This is a genomic window from Geodermatophilus sp. FMUSA9-8 (assembly GCF_037034165.1).
Taxonomy (GTDB): domain Bacteria; phylum Actinomycetota; class Actinomycetes; order Mycobacteriales; family Geodermatophilaceae; genus Geodermatophilus; species Geodermatophilus nigrescens.
This window is the reverse complement of the sequence record NZ_JBAGKE010000001.1, coordinates 607,332-624,337: the sequence shown is the minus strand read 5'-3', so window position 1 is coordinate 624,337 and position 17,006 is coordinate 607,332. Positions and strand designations below refer to the sequence as shown.

The 17,006-nt window shown below is 78.6% G+C and carries 12 protein-coding genes; 7 read left to right on the top strand and 5 right to left on the bottom strand.

Annotated features, from left to right (window positions below; genetic code table 11):
* Window positions 1-4 precede the first annotated feature (4 nt).
* Genes WA616_RS03025 through mscL form a run of 3 tightly spaced genes read left to right on the top strand, consistent with a single transcriptional unit; the run spans window position 5 to window position 2,661 of the window.
* The gene (locus tag WA616_RS03025; protein ID WP_336027190.1) at window positions 5-1,633 is read left to right on the top strand and encodes a sensor domain-containing protein; all 1,629 of its coding nucleotides are present in this window, start codon (window positions 5-7) and stop codon (window positions 1,631-1,633) included.
* A gap of 21 nt (window positions 1,634-1,654) precedes the next feature.
* Window positions 1,655-2,203 carry a GNAT family N-acetyltransferase gene (locus WA616_RS03020; protein WP_336027189.1) on the top strand — a complete coding sequence of 183 codons (549 nt, stop codon included), beginning with the start codon at window positions 1,655-1,657 and terminating at the stop codon, window positions 2,201-2,203.
* A 47-nt stretch (window positions 2,204-2,250) separates the two neighbouring features.
* Window positions 2,251-2,661, top strand: coding sequence for a large conductance mechanosensitive channel protein MscL (mscL, locus tag WA616_RS03015; RefSeq protein WP_336027188.1), 411 nt, complete (start codon window positions 2,251-2,253; stop codon window positions 2,659-2,661).
* A 4-nt stretch (window positions 2,662-2,665) separates the two neighbouring features.
* Here the strand turns inward: mscL and WA616_RS03010 are convergent, their stop codons facing one another.
* A complete protein-coding gene (locus WA616_RS03010; RefSeq protein ID WP_336027187.1) occupies window positions 2,666-4,006 on the bottom strand; it encodes a carboxylesterase family protein in 1,341 nt (446 codons plus the stop codon).
* 56 nt (window positions 4,007-4,062) lie between these two features.
* Here WA616_RS03010 and WA616_RS03005 point away from each other — a divergent pair, with 56 nt between their 5' ends.
* Window positions 4,063-4,884, top strand: coding sequence for an alpha/beta hydrolase (locus WA616_RS03005; RefSeq protein WP_336027184.1), 822 nt, complete (start codon window positions 4,063-4,065; stop codon window positions 4,882-4,884).
* A complete protein-coding gene (locus WA616_RS03000) occupies window positions 4,863-5,726 on the top strand; it encodes an SDR family NAD(P)-dependent oxidoreductase (RefSeq protein WP_336027576.1) in 864 nt (287 codons plus the stop codon). The genes WA616_RS03005 and WA616_RS03000 overlap by 22 nt, the downstream gene beginning before the upstream one ends.
* A 3-nt stretch (window positions 5,727-5,729) precedes the next feature.
* Here WA616_RS03000 and WA616_RS02995 read toward each other — a convergent pair whose 3' ends face one another.
* Together WA616_RS02995 and WA616_RS02990 are read right to left on the bottom strand one after the other, a co-directional pair.
* Complete coding sequence (locus WA616_RS02995; RefSeq protein WP_336027183.1) at window positions 5,730-7,391, bottom strand: Na+/H+ antiporter; 1,662 nt, start codon at window positions 7,389-7,391, stop codon at window positions 5,730-5,732.
* A gap of 163 nt (window positions 7,392-7,554) precedes the next feature.
* On the bottom strand, window positions 7,555-8,544 hold the full coding sequence (locus WA616_RS02990) for an LLM class flavin-dependent oxidoreductase (RefSeq protein ID WP_336027182.1): 990 nt from the start codon (window positions 8,542-8,544) through the stop codon (window positions 7,555-7,557).
* Window positions 8,545-8,664: 120 nt separating this feature from the next.
* Here WA616_RS02990 and WA616_RS02985 point away from each other — a divergent pair, with 120 nt between their 5' ends.
* Window positions 8,665-9,357: a hemerythrin domain-containing protein gene (locus WA616_RS02985; RefSeq protein WP_336027181.1), complete on the top strand. Its 693-nt coding sequence runs from the start codon at window positions 8,665-8,667 to the stop codon at window positions 9,355-9,357.
* Window positions 9,358-11,504: 2,147 nt separating this feature from the next.
* On the opposite strand, the gene WA616_RS02975 is transcribed toward WA616_RS02985, so the two are convergent.
* The gene (locus WA616_RS02975; RefSeq protein WP_442901966.1) at window positions 11,505-12,779 is read right to left on the bottom strand and encodes an AfsR/SARP family transcriptional regulator; all 1,275 of its coding nucleotides are present in this window, start codon (window positions 12,777-12,779) and stop codon (window positions 11,505-11,507) included.
* A gap of 140 nt (window positions 12,780-12,919) precedes the next feature.
* On the opposite strand from WA616_RS02975, the gene WA616_RS02970 reads away from it, so the two are divergent.
* The gene (locus WA616_RS02970; RefSeq protein WP_083628540.1) at window positions 12,920-13,621 is read left to right on the top strand and encodes a hemerythrin domain-containing protein; all 702 of its coding nucleotides are present in this window, start codon (window positions 12,920-12,922) and stop codon (window positions 13,619-13,621) included.
* 1 nt (window position 13,622) lies between these two features.
* Here WA616_RS02970 and WA616_RS02965 read toward each other — a convergent pair whose 3' ends face one another.
* Window positions 13,623-16,934, bottom strand: a complete 3,312-nt coding sequence (locus WA616_RS02965) for a BTAD domain-containing putative transcriptional regulator (RefSeq protein ID WP_336027175.1) — start codon at window positions 16,932-16,934, stop codon at window positions 13,623-13,625.
* Window positions 16,935-17,006: the final 72 nt, after the last annotated feature.

Sequence of the window (17,006 nt, the reverse complement as noted above, 5' to 3'; positions counted from 1 at the left end):
GGGTGTGTCCGCCATCCCGAGAACGCAGGCCGAGCGCGAGGACGTGCTGGCCTCCCTGGTCCGGCTGCCCGACGCCGTGCTCGCCGCGATCGCCTCCGACGGCGTCCTGGTCCCCGTGCCGGCCTCGGTCGGCGTCCCGCCCGGCCGCGTGATGGCCCCGCCGGCCGACCGCGCCACGATCCTCGACGCGATCGTCCCGGCCGAGGCCATGACGGTCATCGGCGCGTGGGAGCGCGCCCGCGCCAACGGCGTGGGGCTGGCCACCGTGCACGGCCGCCGCGAGCCGGAGGTGCCGCTGTCGCTGACCTTCGTCGACGTCCGAGAGAGCCACGGCGTGTTCGTCGGCGCCCTCGACGTGCTCGTCGGTGAGGGCGGGGGCGACGCCGCCGCCCCGCTGGCCGGCCTCGAGGTGTCCCGCCGGCCGCGCACCGCGACCGTGCGCAAGACCGCACTGGCGGTGATCACCGAGATCGACGAGCGCACCACCCGCATGCTCGGCTGGACCCCGGCGCAGATGGTCGGCCAGCGTTCCTCGGAGTTCGTCCACCCCGACGACCAGGAGCGCGCGATCGCCAACTGGCTGGAGCTGCTGTCCCGCCAGGACGCGCAGCGGGTGCGGCTGCGGCACCGCCGGGCCGACGGCACGTGGGCGTGGCTGGAGCTGGAGAACCAGTACGTCCCGGCCGACGACCCCGCCGACGCCACCGTCGTCACGCAGATGAGCGACGTCTCCGACGAGATGGCCGCCCACGAGGCGCTGCGGCAGCAGGAGCGGCTGCTGCGCCGGCTCACCGAGTCGCTGCCGCAGGGCATCGTGCAGCTGACCGTCGACCGGGAGGTCGTGCACAGCAACTCCCGCCTGCCGGTCGTGCTGGGCCTGCCCGCGGTCCGCGGCTGGGACGACGTCGCCACCGTCCTCGACGAGACCGGCCTCGCGCTGCTCGACGCCGCGCTGACCCGGGCGCTGACCGACGGCGAGGACGGCTCCCTGGAGCTCGCCGTCCGCACACCCGCCGGCGAGGCGCGGGTGTGCGCGGTGAGCCTGGTCGCGCTCGGCGACCGCGAGGGCGCGCCCGGCGCGCTGGTCTGCGTCTCCGACGTCACCGACAGCGCCCGCATGCGCGAGGAGCTGACCGCGAAGGCCACCTTCGACCCGCTCACCGGCTGCCACAACCGCGCCTCGACGATGGCGGTGCTCGAGGCGGCGCTGGCCGCCGACAGCACCGCGGTGGTCTTCGTCGACCTCGACGAGTTCAAGCCGGTCAACGACACCCTCGGCCACGACGCGGGCGACGAGTTGCTGGTCACCACGGCCACCCGGCTGGCCGGCGTGCTGCGCCGCGACGACATCGTCGGGCGCATCGGCGGCGACGAGTTCCTCGTGGTGAGCCGCGGCGTCGACGGCCCGGAGGCGGCGGCCGCGCTCGGCGCCCGCATCCGCGCCGCGCTCGCCGTCCCGGCCGAGATCACCGCCGGCACCGTGCCGCTGCAGGCCAGCCTCGGCATCGCGTGGGCGGGTCCGGGCACCGACCCGGCGGCGCTGACCAAGCGGGCCGACCAGGCCATGTACGTGTCCAAGCAGGGCCGCCGCGGCGAGCCGGTGCTGTGGCGGGAGGAGCCGGTCCCGGTCTGAGCGGCCGCTAGCGTCGTCCGGGTGTCCGTGCGCGACGCCACCCCGGCCGACGCGGCCGCCTGCCGCGACGTCTACGCCCCCTACGTCACCGGCACCGCCGTCTCCTTCGAGACGGATCCGCCGACGGCGGAGGAGATGGCCCGCCGGATCGCCGCCGCCCAGGAGCGGCACGCCTGGCTGGTCCTCGACGACGGCGACCTCGGCGGCGGCGTGCGCGGCTACGCCTACGGCGGCCCGTCCATGGCGCGCGACGCCTACCGCTTCGCGTGCACGGTGAGCGTCTACCTGGAGCCCGGCCGGCGGCGCACCGGCGCGGGCCGGGCGCTCTACACCGCGCTGCTGGACCGGCTGGCGGGGCGGGGGTACCGGCGGGTGCTGGCCGGGGTGACGCTGCCCAACGAGGCGAGCCTCGGCCTGCACCGGGCGCTCGGGTTCACCGACGCCGGCACGTACCGGCGGGTGGGCTGGAAGGACGGCGCCTGGCACGACGTCGCCTGGCTGCAGCGCGACCTCGGCCCGGGGCCCGCCGACGCCCCGCCGTCGGACCCGCCGTCCGCCGAGCCGTCCTGAGTTCGCGCCCCTAGCCTCCCGATCGTCGGACCGGACGGGGAGGGACCGTGCGCACGCTGCTGACCAACTTCAAGAACTTCGCCTTCTCGGGCAGTCTCGTGGACCTGGCCGTGGGGCTCGCCATCGGCGCCGCCTTCGCCACGGTGGTCGAGTCGCTGGTCGGCGACGTGATCCTGCCGCTCGTGGCGGCGGTCTTCGGGCAGCCGGACTTCACCGCCCTGACGCTCACGGTGAACGGCGCGGAGATCCGCTACGGCTCGTTCCTCACCGCGCTGGTGTCGTTCCTGCTCCTCGCCCTGACGATCATGTTCCTGGTGCAGGCCATCCGGCGGGCGACCGGCCGGGAGACCGCGGGCGCCCAGGGGAACCGGGAGTGCGACCACTGCAAGAGCTTCATCCCGGTCGACGCGTCGGTGTGCATGTTCTGCACCCGCGACGTGGAGCCGGTCGTCCCCTGACCGCTCAGCCGCGGTCGACGGTGAGGAACGGCGGCAGGTCGGCCGGGACCGCGCCGGTGCGCGCGACGTGCGCCCACACGCGGCGGACCTCGCGGCCGGCGGCGACGACGTCGTCCCACGGGATGCCGGCCAGCAGCGGCGAGTGCTCCCAGCTGCGCCGGTGCGGGAAGAGCAGCGGCAGGTCGACGGCGTGGGCGCCGGTGAGCGCGCCCGCGCCGAAGGACAGCACGTAGGAGGCGGCGCGGCCGCCCGCGGCCCGGTGCCGTCGCGCGAGGCCGACGGCGTCGCGGGCGTAGATCCGCCGGCTCAGCCCGCGGACCAGCGCCTCGACGGCCCGGCGGGTGCCCGGCAGACGGGCCAGCCGGGCGGCGGGCGGCAGCAGCGCCACGAACAGGGCCACCTCGCGGCTGTTCGTGCCGACCAGCAGGTCGACCTCCGGCGCCCGCTCCGCCCACGCGGCCGCGAGCGCGTCCTCGGCCGGCAGCGGCGCGAACCCGTACTGGGTGCCGAACGGCATGGCGCCGGCGAGGCCGTGGCGCCGCGCCCGGGCCGCCACCCGCGCCTGCGCGCCGACGACGTCGGCCACCGGTGCGGCGGCGTCCAGGGTCCGGGCCGCGGCGGCCATCGCGGCGCTCATGCGGGCGCGACCGCGGGACAGCCCGAGCGGCGCGCTGGAGACCACGGCGCGGCGGAACAGCCCGCGGGCGCCGTCGGCGGCCATGAGGTGGGCGATCGCGTCGCCGCCCGCGGACTCGCCGAACAGCGTGACCGCGTCCGGGTCGCCGCCGAAGGCCGCGACGTTCGCCTGCACCCAGCGCAGCGCCTCGATCAGGTCGAGCAGGCCGAGGTTGGCCGGCCGCCCGCCGTCCCCGGGGACGCCGAGGAACCCGAGCAGCCCGAGCCGGTAGGTGACCGCCACGACGACGACCCGCTGCTCGCGCACCAGGGCGGCCGGGTCGTAGGCGGGCGCGTCCCCGGCGCCGCTGACGTAGGAGCCGCCGTGCACCCACACCATGACCGGCAGGCGATCGGTGTGGGATCCGCTCCCGGGGACGCAGCCCTCCGGCGCGGTCACCGACAGGCGCAGGCAGTCCTCGTCGGCGACCAGCTCGCCCATCGGGTCGGTGACCATCAGCTCGAGCTCCGGCGCCGGCGGCTGCGGGCAGGCCGGCGACCACGCCGTCGCGTCGACCACGCCGTCCGCGGGCGGTTCGGGCACCGGCGGGCGGAACCGCTCCGCGCGGGCGTAGCGGATGCCGGTGGCCCGCACGACGCCGTCGTCCCACCGGCCGAGGACGGTGCCCGCGGGGGCGTCGAACCGCGGCGCGGGGCGGGTGCTCGTCACCGGCGGACGGTACCCGCGGCGGGGGCGGCGCCCGGGCCGGGGGCTACCGTGCGCGCGTGACGAGACACGGTCAGGGGACGCTGCCCACGGGGCAGTACTGGCAGGGTTGGTCGGTGCCCGGCGCGGTCGGCGTCGTCGTGCTGGTGCACGGCGCCCACGAGCACGGCGGCCGCTACGCGCACGTCGCCGAGCGGCTCGGGGCCGCCGGCTACGCCTCCTACGCCCCCGACCACCCCGGCCACGGCCGCTCGCCCGGCCGGCGCGGCGACATCCGGGGCCTCGACGCCGCCGTCGAGGGGGTCGCTGCGACCGTGCGCGCCGCGGGGGACCGGCACCCCGGCGTCCCCGTGTTCGTCTACGGCCACAGCCTCGGCGGCCTCGTGGCGCTGCAGTACCTCACCGGGGAGCCGCACGGGCGGGTCGCCGGCGGAGTCATCTCCGCGCCGGCCCTCGACACGAGCACCGCCACCCCGGTGCAGCGCGCCGTCGCCCCGCTGCTGTCCCGGCTGGCCCCGGGCCTGGGCGTGCTCACCCTCGACCCCGAGACCGTCAGCCGCGACCCCGAGGTGGTGGCCGCCTACCGGGCCGACCCGCTCAACCACACCGGGAAGATGGTCGCCCGCACCGGCTCGTCGATCATGCTCGGCGCGGCGGGGATGCCGGAGCGGCTGCGCGGGCTGCGGCTGCCGCTGCTCGTGATCCACGGCGGCGAGGACCGGCTCATGCCGCCGTCGGCCAGCGAGGTGGTGCGGGAGCACGCCGGCTCGCCCGACCTCACGGTGCGGGTCTACGACGGGCTGTACCACGAGCCGCACAATGAGCCGGAGAAGGACGAGGTCCTCGCCGACGTCGTCGCCTGGCTCGACGCGCACCGCTGAGCGGCGCCCGCACCGCCGTCGTCACCGGCGCCTCCAGCGGCATCGGGGCGGCGGCGGCCCGGCTGCTGGCCGCCGACGGGTGGCGGGTGGTCGTCGTCGGCCGCGACCCCGCGCGCACCCGGGCGGTGGCCGCCGAGGTCGGCGGTGAGCCCGAGGTGGCCGACTTCGCCCGCCTCGACGACGTCCGGGCGCTCGCGTCCCGGCTGCGCGACCGGCACCCGCGCATCGAGGTGCTGGCCAACAACGCCGGCGGGGTGTTCGGCCGACCGCGCACCACCGCCGACGGCAACGAGACGACGCTGCAGGTCAACCACCTCGCGCCGTTCCTGCTCACCGCGCTGCTGCGGGGGCCGCTGGTCGCCGGACGGGCCACCGTCGTCGCCACCTCCAGCGCCGCGGCCCGCATGTACGGCGTCCTCGACCTCGCCGACCTCGACAACGCCCGCCGCCACTCCGCCGACAAGGCGTACGGCGACAGCAAGCTCGCGCAGATCCTGACCACCCGGGAGCTGCAGCGGCGGCTCGGCCCGGCCGGCGTCTCCGCGGTGGCCTTCCACCCCGGGGTGCTCGCCACCCGGCTCACCCGCGGCTCGACCAGCCGGATGCGGGTGGCCTACCGGACGCCGCTGCGCTGGCTGGTCATGGGCCGCCCGTCGGCCGGGGGCGCCGAGCTGGCCCGGCTGGCGACCGGCACGCCCGGCGTCGACTGGGAGCCCGGGGAGTACCACGAGCGCGGCGTCGCCGTGCGGGACAGCCCGCAGGCCTTCGACGACGACCTCGCCGTCGCGCTGTGGGAGGCCAGCGCCGACCGGGTGGGCCTGTCGGGGGCCGACCGGTTCTGACCCTCAGGCGGGCCGGGAGGGCAGCAGGTGCTCCTGGTGGTCGAGCTCGCGCTCGAGCGTGCGCAGCCCCTCGTCGGGCAGCCGGCCGGCGTCGCGCCAGCGCAGCAGCTCCTCCCGCTCGGCGTCGATGACCGCCCGGCGCACCCGCAGCGCCGCCTCGTACTGCGGCGACATCGGGATGTCGCCCTCGGCATCGGTGAGCACCTCCAGGCGCCGCTCGTAGCGGTCCCGCCGGGTGCGCAGCGCGGCCCGGATGGTCTCGATGGCGGCGTCGTCGACGTGGTCGTGCTGCTCGGCCTGCATCTCGTCGAGCCGGGTCAGCCCCGCCTCGACGGCAGCCACCCGCGCCTGGTTGCGCAGCCGGGCGGCGTCGGCGGCATCGGCGCGCAGACCCAGCCGGCGCACCAGCGGCGCGAAGGTGGCGCCCTGCCCGACGAGGGTGACCAGCACGGCGAGGAAGGCGCAGAACAGCAGCAGGTCGCGGTCGGGGAACGGGTCGCCGGCGTCGGTGGTGAGCGGGATGGTGAAGACGGCGGCCAGGCTGATGACGCCGCGGGTGCCGGCCCAGCTGAGCGCGGTGATCTCCCGGCCCGACAGCCGCGGCGCCATCGGCGAGCGACCGCCCGGCGGGCTGGTCTCGGCCTCGATCGGCGAGCCGCCCAGGCGCATGTGCAGGGCCTGCGGGGCGTGCTCGGTGAGCCACAGCCACAGCGGCCGGACCAGCAGCACCGCCCCGACGGTGATGAGCGACGCGATCACGACGGTGGACGGCGCGTACTGGCCGAGCCCCCGGATGACGGCGGGCAGCTGCTGGCCGATGAGCAGGAAGACGACGCCCTCGAGCAGGAAGTCGACGAGCTTCCACACGGCGTCGGTCTGCAGCCGGGTGGCGCCGGACTGCCAGTAGGGCGCGTTGTGGGAGATGACCAGCCCGGCGACGACGACGGCGAGCACGCCGGACACGTGCACCGACTCGGCGAGCAGGTAGGCGACGAACGGGGTGGCCAGCGACACCGCGTTGGACGACAGCGGGTCGCGCCGCAGCCGGCGCAGCGGCCGCACCCCGTAGGCGACGACGAGGCCGGCGGCCACCCCGCCGGCGGCCGACACGGCGAACGAGCCCAGCGCCGACCAGGTGGAGTACCCGTCGCCGACGGCGGCCGCGATCGCGACGCTGAGCAGGGTCAGCGCGGTGGCGTCGTTGAGCAGGCCCTCGCCCTGGATGAGGGTCACCAGCCGCGGCGGCAGCCCCACCCGCCGGCCGACGGCGAGCGCGGCCACGGGGTCGGGCGGCGCGACGGCGGCGCCGAGCGCGATGCCGGCGGCCAGCGTGGCACCGGGCACCCACAGCGCGAAGCCCACCCCGATCACCAGCGCGGTGACCACGACGAGCAGCACCGAGAGCCCCACGACCGTGCGCATGTTCGCGCGGATCGCGATGAGCGAGGAGTCCAGCGCGGCGCTGTAGAGCAGCGGCGGGAGCAGGACGGTGAGCACGATCTCGGGGTCGAGCTCGAGGTTGGGCCCCGGCAGCAGCGCGTAGACCAGCCCGGTGACGGTCAGCAGCGCGGCGGCGGGCAGGCCGGTGCGCCCGGCCAGCCACCGGGCCGCGACGATGACCGCCACCGCGGCGAGGACGAGCAGGAGGACGGTCTCGGCGTGCACCGAGTCATCCTCGCGGACCGCCCCGTGCCGCAGCCCCCCGACGCCCCGGTACCGCCTTCCGCGCGCGACCCGGGGTGGGCCTTTGTAGCGCTGTCGGCCCCTGGGTCGGCCTCGCGCGCGACAGGCGGACCCCGGGGTGGGCCTTTGTCGCGCACATGGCCCGTCAGGCGGGGACGGACTCCATCGCCTCGGCGGCCAGGGTGACCGAGCGCAGCCGGGCCTCGGTCGTGGGCGCCTGGTGGGCGGTGATCAGCTCGTCGGCGTCGGCCAGCCGGGCGAAGGCGGTCAGCTGCTCGCGCACCTCGTCGGGGGTGCCGGCGGCGGTGTGGGTGAGCATCGAGTCCACGTGCCGGCCCGCGCCGGAGGACAGCAGCAGGTCGGCGGCGTCGTCGTCGAGGTCCCGGCCCTGGCCGAACAGGCCGACCGCGAGCCGGCGGCGGGTGGCGGCGAGCATCTCGCGCGCCTCCCCGGTGCTGTCGGCGGCGAGCACGTTGACGCCGGCGATGACGTACGGGGCGTCGAGCTGCTCGGAGGGCCGGAAGTCGCGGCGGTAGGCGGCGACGGCGGGCTCGAGCATCTGCGGCGCGAAGTGCGAGGCGAAGGCGTAGGGCAGGCCGAGCGCGGCGGCGAGGCCGGCGCCGAACATCGAGGAGCCGAGCACGTACAGCGGGACGTCGGTGCCGCGGCCGGGGACGGCCTGCACGCCGGGCACCCGGGAGTTGCCGGTGAGGTAGCCCTGCAGCTCCAGCACGTCCTGCGGGAAGCGGTCGGCGGAGGCGGGGTCGCGGCGCAGCGCGTACATCGTGTTCTGGTCCGAGCCGGGCGCGCGGCCCAGGCCCAGGTCGATGCGGCCGGGGTGCACCGAGGCCAGCGTGCCGAACTGCTCGGCGATGGTCAGCGGGGAGTGGTTGGGCAGCATGACGCCGCCGGCGCCGAGCCGGATGGTGCCGGTGTGCGCGGCGACGTGCGCGATGAGGACGCTGGTGGCCGACGAGGCGATGGTCGGCATGTTGTGGTGCTCGGCGTACCAGACCCGGCGGTAGCCGGCCTCCTCCGCGCGCTGCGCCAGGGCCACGCTCGCGGCGATGCTGTCCCCGACGGTCTCCCCACGGGCGACGGGGGCGAGGTCGAGCACGGACAGCGGGATGCGCACGGGGTTCCTCCAGGGGCGACGACGTCTTCCTCCTGGTTGCCAACGCGGCGGGGACCCGGGTGCTTCCGCCGCTTGGCGGGACGCAAGTCACCGGCAACCGGGCCGGGGGAGCGTCCTCCCGTGACCGCACCGCTGCCCTTCCCCGTCACGCCCCGCCGGCCCGGCGATCCCGAGGCCGACGTGGCGCGCCTGGCGCTGGCACACCGGGCGCTGTGCGACGGCGTCCGGCTCCTCGCCGGCGCCGCCGCCCTGGCGGAGGAGGAACCGCTCCCGCCGCCGCGCCGGCGTGCGCTCGCCGCCGTCGGCCGGGTGGTGCTGCGCGAGGTGCGGGCGCACACCGAGCGGGAGGACGCCGTCCTCTGGCCGGTCCTCGCGGCCTGCGCCGGGGCGCACGCCGCCGACCTGGAGCCGCTCGTGGAGGACCACACGGTGCTGCGGGAGCTGCTGGACCGGGCCGGCTCGGCGCTCGCGGCGTCGGCCGCCGGCGGGTCCGGGCAGGCGGCCGCCGTCCTCGGCGAGCTGGCCGTCGCCCTCGACGAGCACGTCGCCGAGGAGGAGCGGGAGGTGTTCCCGCTGCTGCGCCGGTGTGTCTCGGCGCGCGACCTCGCCCGCTACGAGGCGGTCTGCGTGCGCGGCCCGGGCCTGCGGCACGCGGCCGCCGTCCTGCCGTGGCTCGCCGGCGCCTGCCGCGACGACGCCGAGCGAGCCGGCCTGCGCGCCGTCACCCCCGTGCCGCTGCGGCTGCTCGGCCGGCTGACCGGCCCCGGCTGGCGCCGCCGCACCGCCCTCCTGGCCGGCCCGGGGGGCCACTAGCGCGACGAGGGCCCCTCGGCGACGGTCGGACGGCGGTCCCGGGAGGGCGGGTCAGTCCAGGGCGGCGCGGGCCGCGGCGATCCAGCCGGGGTGGCCGGTACGCCCGGCCACCGCGACGGCGACGTCCCGGTGGGCGCGTGCCGCGGCGTCGTCGCCACGGGCGGCGGCCAGCCGCGCCAGCAGCGTGGCGGTCGGGCCGAGCGCGAGCAGCGCCGTCTCCACCCCGCACACGGTGTCGCGGTAGGGGGCCAGCTCGGCCTCGGCCTCGGCCATGCGCTCCGCGTCGCCCAGGGCGAGGCCGACCTCTCCGCGCACGAAGGCGAAGAAGGGCGTGAACAGGTCGCGGGTCGTGCGCTCCCGGCGCGGGCAGGAGGCCCGCGCCTCGTCCACCCGGCCGGCCAGCACCAGCGTCAGCGCCCAGGTCTCGCCCGCGATCTCGGGCGAGACGGGCACGAGCGCGGCGAACTCCTCGGGGCTGACCGGCCGCGCCTCCGGCGACCCCAGCTGCAGGCACAGCTGGGTGTTCAGGCGCAGCGCGCGGGCCACCGCGGGGTAGTAGCCGGCCGCGAGGAGGGCCTGCTCGGCGGCGTCGTACACCGCCTCCGCCTCGGCGACCCGGCCCACGACGGCGGCGCGCAGCCCGGCGTAGCACCGCGCGATGCCGTGCAGCAGCGGCAGCCCGTGGGCGGCGGCGAGCCGCTCGGCCTCCGCGGCGTGCCCGTCGGCGGCGTCGAGGTCGAGCACGGCGCAGGTGTCCTGCAGCAGCATGAGCCGGGCGACGGCGGCGAACACGCCCCAGCCCTCGCGCTGCGCCAGCTCGAGCAGCTCGGTGCCCAGCGCCAGCGCCTCGGTGCGGTCGACGTCGCGCATGGCGTGGAAGTGCCGCGCGGCCAGCGCGTGGGCCAGCGCGTGCGGGTCGCCGCTGAGCCGGGCCTCGGCCACCGCCCCCGCCGAGGCGGTCACCGCCCGCTCGTCGTGGCGTTCCTCGAGCTCGGTGGCCAGCATCGCGAGCAGGCGCGAGCGCTGGGCGTCGCCGTGCGGCAGCCCCGCGACGGTGCGCTCGGTCCGCGCGACGAACCGGTCGTCGACGGGGTCGACCCAGGCGTTCCAGAAGGTCGGCACGTCCGAGGACAGCAGCACGCCCGCGGTCAGCGTCGGCGGGGCGTCCTCGGGCAGCACCTCCAGGGCGCGGCTGCGCAGGGCGCGGGCCTCCCCGACGGCGCCGGCCAGCGCGGACGCGTGCGCCTGGGCGCCCAGCAGCCAGGCCAGCTCTCCCGGGTCGTCGGGCCGGGCGGTGCGCAGGGCCTCGGCGGCCCGGCCCCACATGACGGCGGCGTCGGCGTAGGCGAACCGCCGCTGCGCCAGCTCCGCCGCCGCCCGCGCCCAGCGCGCCGCCGAGGCCGCCGCGCCGGGCCCGGCCGCGGCCGCGTGGTGGGCGAGCGCCGTCACGTCGTCGGGGCGCAGCCGCTCGAGGACGGCGGCGACCCGCCCGTGCAGCCGGGTGCGGCGCAGGGAGGAGAGGTCCTCGTAGAGGGTGTCGCGCACGAGGGCGTGCACGAAGCGCAGCCGGCCGGGTCCGGGCTCCACGAGCAGGCCGCTGACCAGCGCGGTCTCCAGCGCCTCCACCAGGGCGTCGTCGTCGGCGCCGCCGGGCAGGCTCCCCGGTCCCTCGGCCGGTGCCGCGGCCGCCAGCAGGAGGTCGGCGTCGACGTCGCGGCCGATGACGGCGGCCAGCCGCAGCAGGGTGCCGGTGCGGGCGGGCAGGCCCGCGAGCCGGTGCCGGACGACGTCGCGCACGGTGCCGGGCACGGCGTCGACGTCGGCGCCGGAGTCGACCAGCCGCAGCAGCTCGCGGACGTAGAAGGGGTTGCCGTCGGCGCGCGCGGCGATGGCGGCACGGGTGCGCCGGTCGACGGGGGTGAGCGCCCAGTCACCGACCAGCTCGTCGACGGCGGCGCTGTCCAGCCCGCGCAGCGCCAGGCGCGTGGGCGAGCGGCGGGCCAGCGCGGCCAGCACGTCCGCGAGCCCCGCGCTCTCCTCCGGCCGGTAGCCCGCCACGACCAGCACCGGCGACCCGGCGAGCGCCGGCAGCAGGTCCAGCAGCAGCGCGGTGGTCTCGCGGTCGGCGCGGTGCAGGTCGTCGACCGTCACGACCAGCGGCGCGCGCGAGGCCACCCGCGCCAGCCAGCCCGCGACGGCGCGGTGCAGCCGGAAGCGGCTGCCGAGCGGATCGCCCGCGCCCGACGGGGCGTCGTCGGTGAGCAGCGTCGCCAGGGCGCCGGGGTCGGGAGGCGGGGAGGCCGCGGCCAGCGAGCGCAGCGCCGCCGACCAGGGCCAGGCCGGCGGAGCGCCGTCGGTCTCCGGGCAGGACACCGCCAGGGTCGTCCACCCGCGGCCGGCGGACTCCGCGCGCGCAGGTGGTCGAGGACGGTGGTCTTGCCGCTGCCGGCCTCCCCGGCGAGGAGCACCACCTCGACGCGGCCGCCGGCGGCCCGGCGGGCCGCGGCCTGCAGCGCGCGGAGCTCGGCCTCGCGGCCGACCGGCCGGGGCGCCTCCGGAGCGGGCGACGCGGGGGAGGGAGGAGGGAGAGGCGCGGCGGGCGCCGGGGAGCCGACGACCGGCGCGGGGGTGCGCACCGGCAGCAGCGACGGCGCCTGCGCGAGCACCGCCTCCTCCAGCGCCCGCAGCTCGGGGCCGGGGTCGACGCCGAGCTCCTCGGACAGGCGGGCGCGCACCTCGCGCAGGGCCGCGAGCGCCTCGCCCTGCCGTCCGGCGCGGTAGAGCCCGAGCGCCAGCAGCCGCCAGCCCTCCTCGCGCAGCGGGTGCTCGGCGACGTGCGCGCGCAGCTGCGGCAGCGGGTCGCGGCCGCGCGGGTCCTCGAGGGCCACGGCGGCGCGCCGCTCGACGGCGGTCAGCCGCAGCTCGTCCAGCCGGCTGGCCTCGGGCGCGGCCCACGGCTCGTCGGCGTACTCGGCGTAGGCCGGCCCTCGCCACAGGTCGATGGCCGCGGTGTAGCGCTGCCGCGCGGCCGCCGGGTCGGTCGGCGCCAGCCGGTCGCCCTCGTCGACGAGCTGCCCGGCCAGCCGCGCGTCGACGTCCCCGGCGGCCGGGCGCAGCGCGTAGCCGGGCGGGACGGTGACCAGCAGCCGTGCCGGCGTCCGCGGGGCGCGGCCGGGCTCGAGCACCCGGCGCAGGTGGCTCACGTGCGCCTGCAGCGTGCCGAGCGCGTCGGCCGGTGAGGCACCGCGCCACAGGTCGGCGACCAGCACCTCGGCCGGCACGACGTGGCCGCCGGCGACGAGCAGCCGGGCGACGACGGAGCGCTGGCGCCGGCCGCCGAGGTCGAGGGGTGCGCCGTCGCGGGTCGCCGACACCTCACCCAGCACGCGGAACACGACAGTTCCGGCACCCGCGTCGACCATGGCGGCGAGAGCATAGGCCGCCGTCAGGCCGCCGGTCAGCCCGCTGCGACGAGGCGCACACCCGCGGGTCACGGGCCGGTCACGCGGCGTGCCATGCGGCTCACAAGTCGCCGCCAACCGGCCGGCGCGACCGTCCCGGCATGACCTCGACCAGCCCCGCCCTGCCCTTCCCCGTCACCCCGCGCCGTCCCGGCGACCCCGAGCCCGACCTGTTCGGCTTCTCCCTCGTCCACCGCGCCCTGCGTTCGGGCTGCCGGTTGCTCGCCGACGCCGCCACCGCGATCGCCGCCGGGGACCCGTGCCCGCCGGACCGGCAGCGCGCCGTCGTCCGGTTCGGGGAGGCGGTGCTGCACGAGGTGCACGTGCACCACTCCCGCGAGGACGACGTCCTGTGGCCGGTGATCGTGGCGTCGGCCGGCGACGCCGTCGACCTCGGCCCGCTCTCCGACGACCACACCGCGCTGCAGGGCGTCCTCGACCGGGCGCGGTCAGCGCTGGCCCGATTCGCGGAGGCCGGTCCTGCCTCGGCCGCGCCGCTGGCCGCCGTCCTCACCGAGCTCGCCGACGAGCTCGACGAGCACATCGGGGAGGAGGAGCGCGAGGTGTTCCCGGTGATGCGTCGCTTCGTCTCGGCCGGTGACTTCGCCCGGGTGGAGACGCGCTTCCGGAAGGGGACGAGCCCGCGGCACATGGTGTTCGTGCTGCCGTGGATCGTCGACTCCTGCCGCACGCGCGAGGAGCGCGCGCAGCTGTTCGCCGGGGCGCCGGCGCCGCTGCGCCTGCTGCTGCGCGTGGTCCAGCCGGGCTGGCTGCGCCGCCGCGACCTGGTCCGCGGCGCCTGAGTCAGACCGCGGCGCGGGCGGCGGCCAGCCAGCCGGGGTTGCCCGACGCCGTGGCCACCGCCACGGCCACCCGCTGGTGGGCCGCCGCCGCGGCCCCGTCGCCGCGCGCGGCGGCCAGCCGCGCCAGCAGCGTCGCCGTCGGGCCCAGCGCCACCGACGCCGACTCCGCCGCGCACACCCCCGCGGCCCACGGCGCGAGCCCGGCCTCCGCCTCCGCGGTGCGCGCCCGGTCGCCCAGCGCCAGTCCCACCACGCCCCGGAAGTAGAGGAACACCTGGGTGTAGGGGTCGCGGCCGTAGCGCGGGAGCGCCGGGCCCAGCGCGCGGGCGCCCTCGGCGTCGCCGGCGAGCACCAGCGCCAGCGCCACGCTCTCCCGCAGGTCGTCGGGGGCGGCCGACAGCACCCGCTCGACGTCGGCGCGGCCCACCGGCGGCACGCCCGTGCCGGCGCCGGAGGCGTGCAGGCACAGCCGGCCGATCACCCGCACCGACTCCGCGACGTCGCGGTACCAGCCGGCGTCCAGCAGCTCCTCGACGGCGTCGCCGTAGACCCGGTCGGCGTCGGCCCCGCGGCCCGCGCAGGCCAGCCGCATCCCCCCGTAGGCGCGCGCGATCCCGCGCAGCAGCCGCAGCCCGTGCCGGCCGGCCAGCTCCTCGGCCGCGGCGGCCTGCCCGTCGGCCGCGGCGAGGTCGAAGCGGGCGCAGGCGTCCTGCAGCAACACCAGCCGGGCCACCGCCTCGAAGACGCCCAGGCCGTGTCCGCGGGCCAGGTCGAGCAGTTCGGTGCCCAGCGCGGCGCGCTCGTCGGGCGCGGAGTCGCGGTGGGTGTGCACGGCGCGGGCGGCCAGCGCGTGCGCCCGCGCCACCGGGTCCCCGGCGCGGCGGGCCGCATCCAGGGCCGCGCGCGACACCGGCGCGGCGCGCTCGTCGAGGCGCTCCTCCAACTCGGTGGCCAGCAGCGCCAGCAGGCGGGGCCGCAGCGGGTCGTCGTCGGAGAGGGAGGCGGCCAGCGCCTCGGTGCGCGCGAGGAACCGGTCGTCGACGGGGTCGACCCGCGGGTTCCAGAAGGTGGGGACGTCGGAGGACAGCAGGACCGCGGCGGTCAGCGGGGCGGGCGCGTCGTCGGGCAGCGCCGCCAGCGCCCGTGCCCGCAGGGCCCGCGCCGGCCCGACGGCGCCGGCCAGCGCGGTGGCCGCGGCCTGCGCGGCCAGCAGACGGGCGAGCTCCGCGCCGTCGCCGGGCCGGGCGGTGGCCGTGGCGTCCGCCGCCCGGCCCCACATGACCGCGGCGTCGGCGTGCGCGAACCGCCGCTGCGCCAGCTCCGCCGCCGCCTCCGACCATCGGGCCGCCGCCGCGGCCGACCCGGGCCCGGCCGCGGCCGCGTGGTGGGCGAGCGCGGTCACGTCGTCGGGGCGCAGCCGCTCGAGGACGGCGGCGACCCGCCCGTGCAGCCGGGTGCGGCGCAGGGAGGAGAGGTCCTCGTAGAGGGTGTCGCGCACGAGGGCGTGCACGAAGCGCAGCCGGCCGGGTCCGGGCTCCACGAGCAGGCCGCTGACCAGCGCGGTCTCCAGCGCCTCGACCAGCGCTTCCTCGTCGTCCTCCCCGGCCGCGGCCAGGAGGACCTCCGCGTCGACGTCGCGGCCGATCACCGCGGCCAGCCGCAGCAGCGTGCCGGTGCGGGCGGGCAGCGCGGCGAGCCGGTGGCGGACGACGTCGCGCACGGTGCCCGGCACCGCGGCCACCTCGGCGCCGCCGCCCACCAGCCGGACCAGCTCGCGGACGTGGAACGGGTTGCCGTCGGCGCGCTCGGCGATCGCGGCGCGCGTGCGGCCGTCGACGGGCGTGATCGACCAGCGGGCCACGAGGGCGTCGACGGCGTCGCGGTCCAGGCCGCGCAGCCGCAGCGTCTCCGGGGAGCGGCGGGCGAGCGCGGCGAGGACGTCGGCCAGCGCGGCGCTCTCCTCGGGGCGGTGCCCGGCGACCAGCAGCACCGGCGAGCCGGCCAGGGCGGGCAGCACGTCGAGCAGCAGGGCGGTGGTCTCCCGGTCGGCGCGGTGCAGGTCGTCGACGGTGACCAGCAGGGGCGCGGTGGCGGCTGCCCGCGCGAGCCAGGCGGCGACGGTGCGGTGCAGCCGGAACCGGTCGCCGGCGGGGTCGCCGCCGGCCGGGGTCGGCGCGTCGTCCGTGAGCAGCGCCGCCAGCGGGGCGGGGTCCTCCGGCGGGCAGGTCGCGGCCAGCGCGCGCAGCGCCTCGGCCCACGGCCAGCCGGGCGGGGCGCCGTCGGTCTCCGGGCAGCACACGGCGAGCGTCGTCCAGCCACGGGCGGCGAGGGTGGCGCGCAGCGAGTCCAGCACCGTCGTCTTGCCGCTGCCGGCCTCCCCGGCGAGCAGCGCCACCTCCAGCCGGCCCCCGGCCGCCCGGTCCGCGGCGGCCTCCAGGGCGGCGAGCTCGGCGTCGCGGCCCACCGGGCGGGGCGGTCCCGCGGCGGCCACGGGCGCCGGGCGGCCGGCGGCGCGGGCGGGCGCGCGGACGGGCAGCAGGTGCGGTGCCTGCGCCAGGACGTCGTCCTCCAGCGCCCGCAGCGCCGGCCCGGGGTCGACGCCGAGCTCCTCGGCGAGCCGGGCGCGCACCTCGCGCAGCGCAGCGAGCGCCTCGCCCTGCCGCCCGGCGCGGTAGAGGCCGAGCGCCAGCAGTCGCCAGCCCTCCTCGCGCAGCGGGTGCTCGGCGACGTGCGCGCGCAGCTGCGGCAGCGGGTCCCGGCCGCCGGGGGCGGCGAGGGCGGCGGCCGCGCGGCGCTCGACGGCGGTCAGCCGCAGCTCGTCGAGGCGGGCGGCCTCGGGCGCGGCCCACGGCTCGTCGGCGTACTCGGCGTACGCGGGCCCGCGCCACAGGTCGATGGCCGCGGTGTAGCGCTGCCTGGCGGCGGCGGGGTCGGCCTCCAGGAGGCGGTCGCCCTCGTCGAGCAGCCGGGTGGCCTCGCCGACGTCGGTCGCGTCGCCCTCGGCCCGGATCGCGTAGCCCGGCGGCACCGTGACCAGCAGCCGCGCGGGGGTGCGGGGCGCCCGGCCCGGCTCGAGGACCCGGCGCAGGTGACTGACGTGCGCCTGCAGCGCGCCCGTCGCGTCGGCGGGGGAGGCGCCCTGCCAGAGGTCGGCGACCAGCAGCTCGGCGGGCACCATCCGCCCGCCCGCGACCAGCAGCCGGGCGACGACGGAGCGCTGCCGGCGGCCGCCGAGGTCCAGCGGGGCGCCGTCGCGGTCGGCGCCGACGGAGCCGAGGACCCAGAACCGGACCCGCCCCGTCTCGCCGCTCATGACGGGCGCAGCGTAGGCGGCCGGAGAGGCCCCGACCAGGTCGGATCCGGGGCCGCGCGACGTGGCAGCGGC

Bases quoted from the DNA above. Each gene is read 5' to 3' on its own strand.
- WA616_RS02965 (WP_336027175.1), bottom strand. From the start codon at position 16,934: ATGAGCGGCGAGACGGGGCGGGTCCGGTTCTGGGTCCTCGGCTCCGTC.
- WA616_RS02970 (WP_083628540.1), top strand. From the start codon at position 12,920: ATGACCTCGACCAGCCCCGCCCTGCCCTTCCCCGTCACCCCGCGCCGT.
- WA616_RS02975 (WP_442901966.1), bottom strand. From the start codon at position 12,779: ATGGTCGACGCGGGTGCCGGAACTGTCGTGTTCCGCGTGCTGGGTGAG.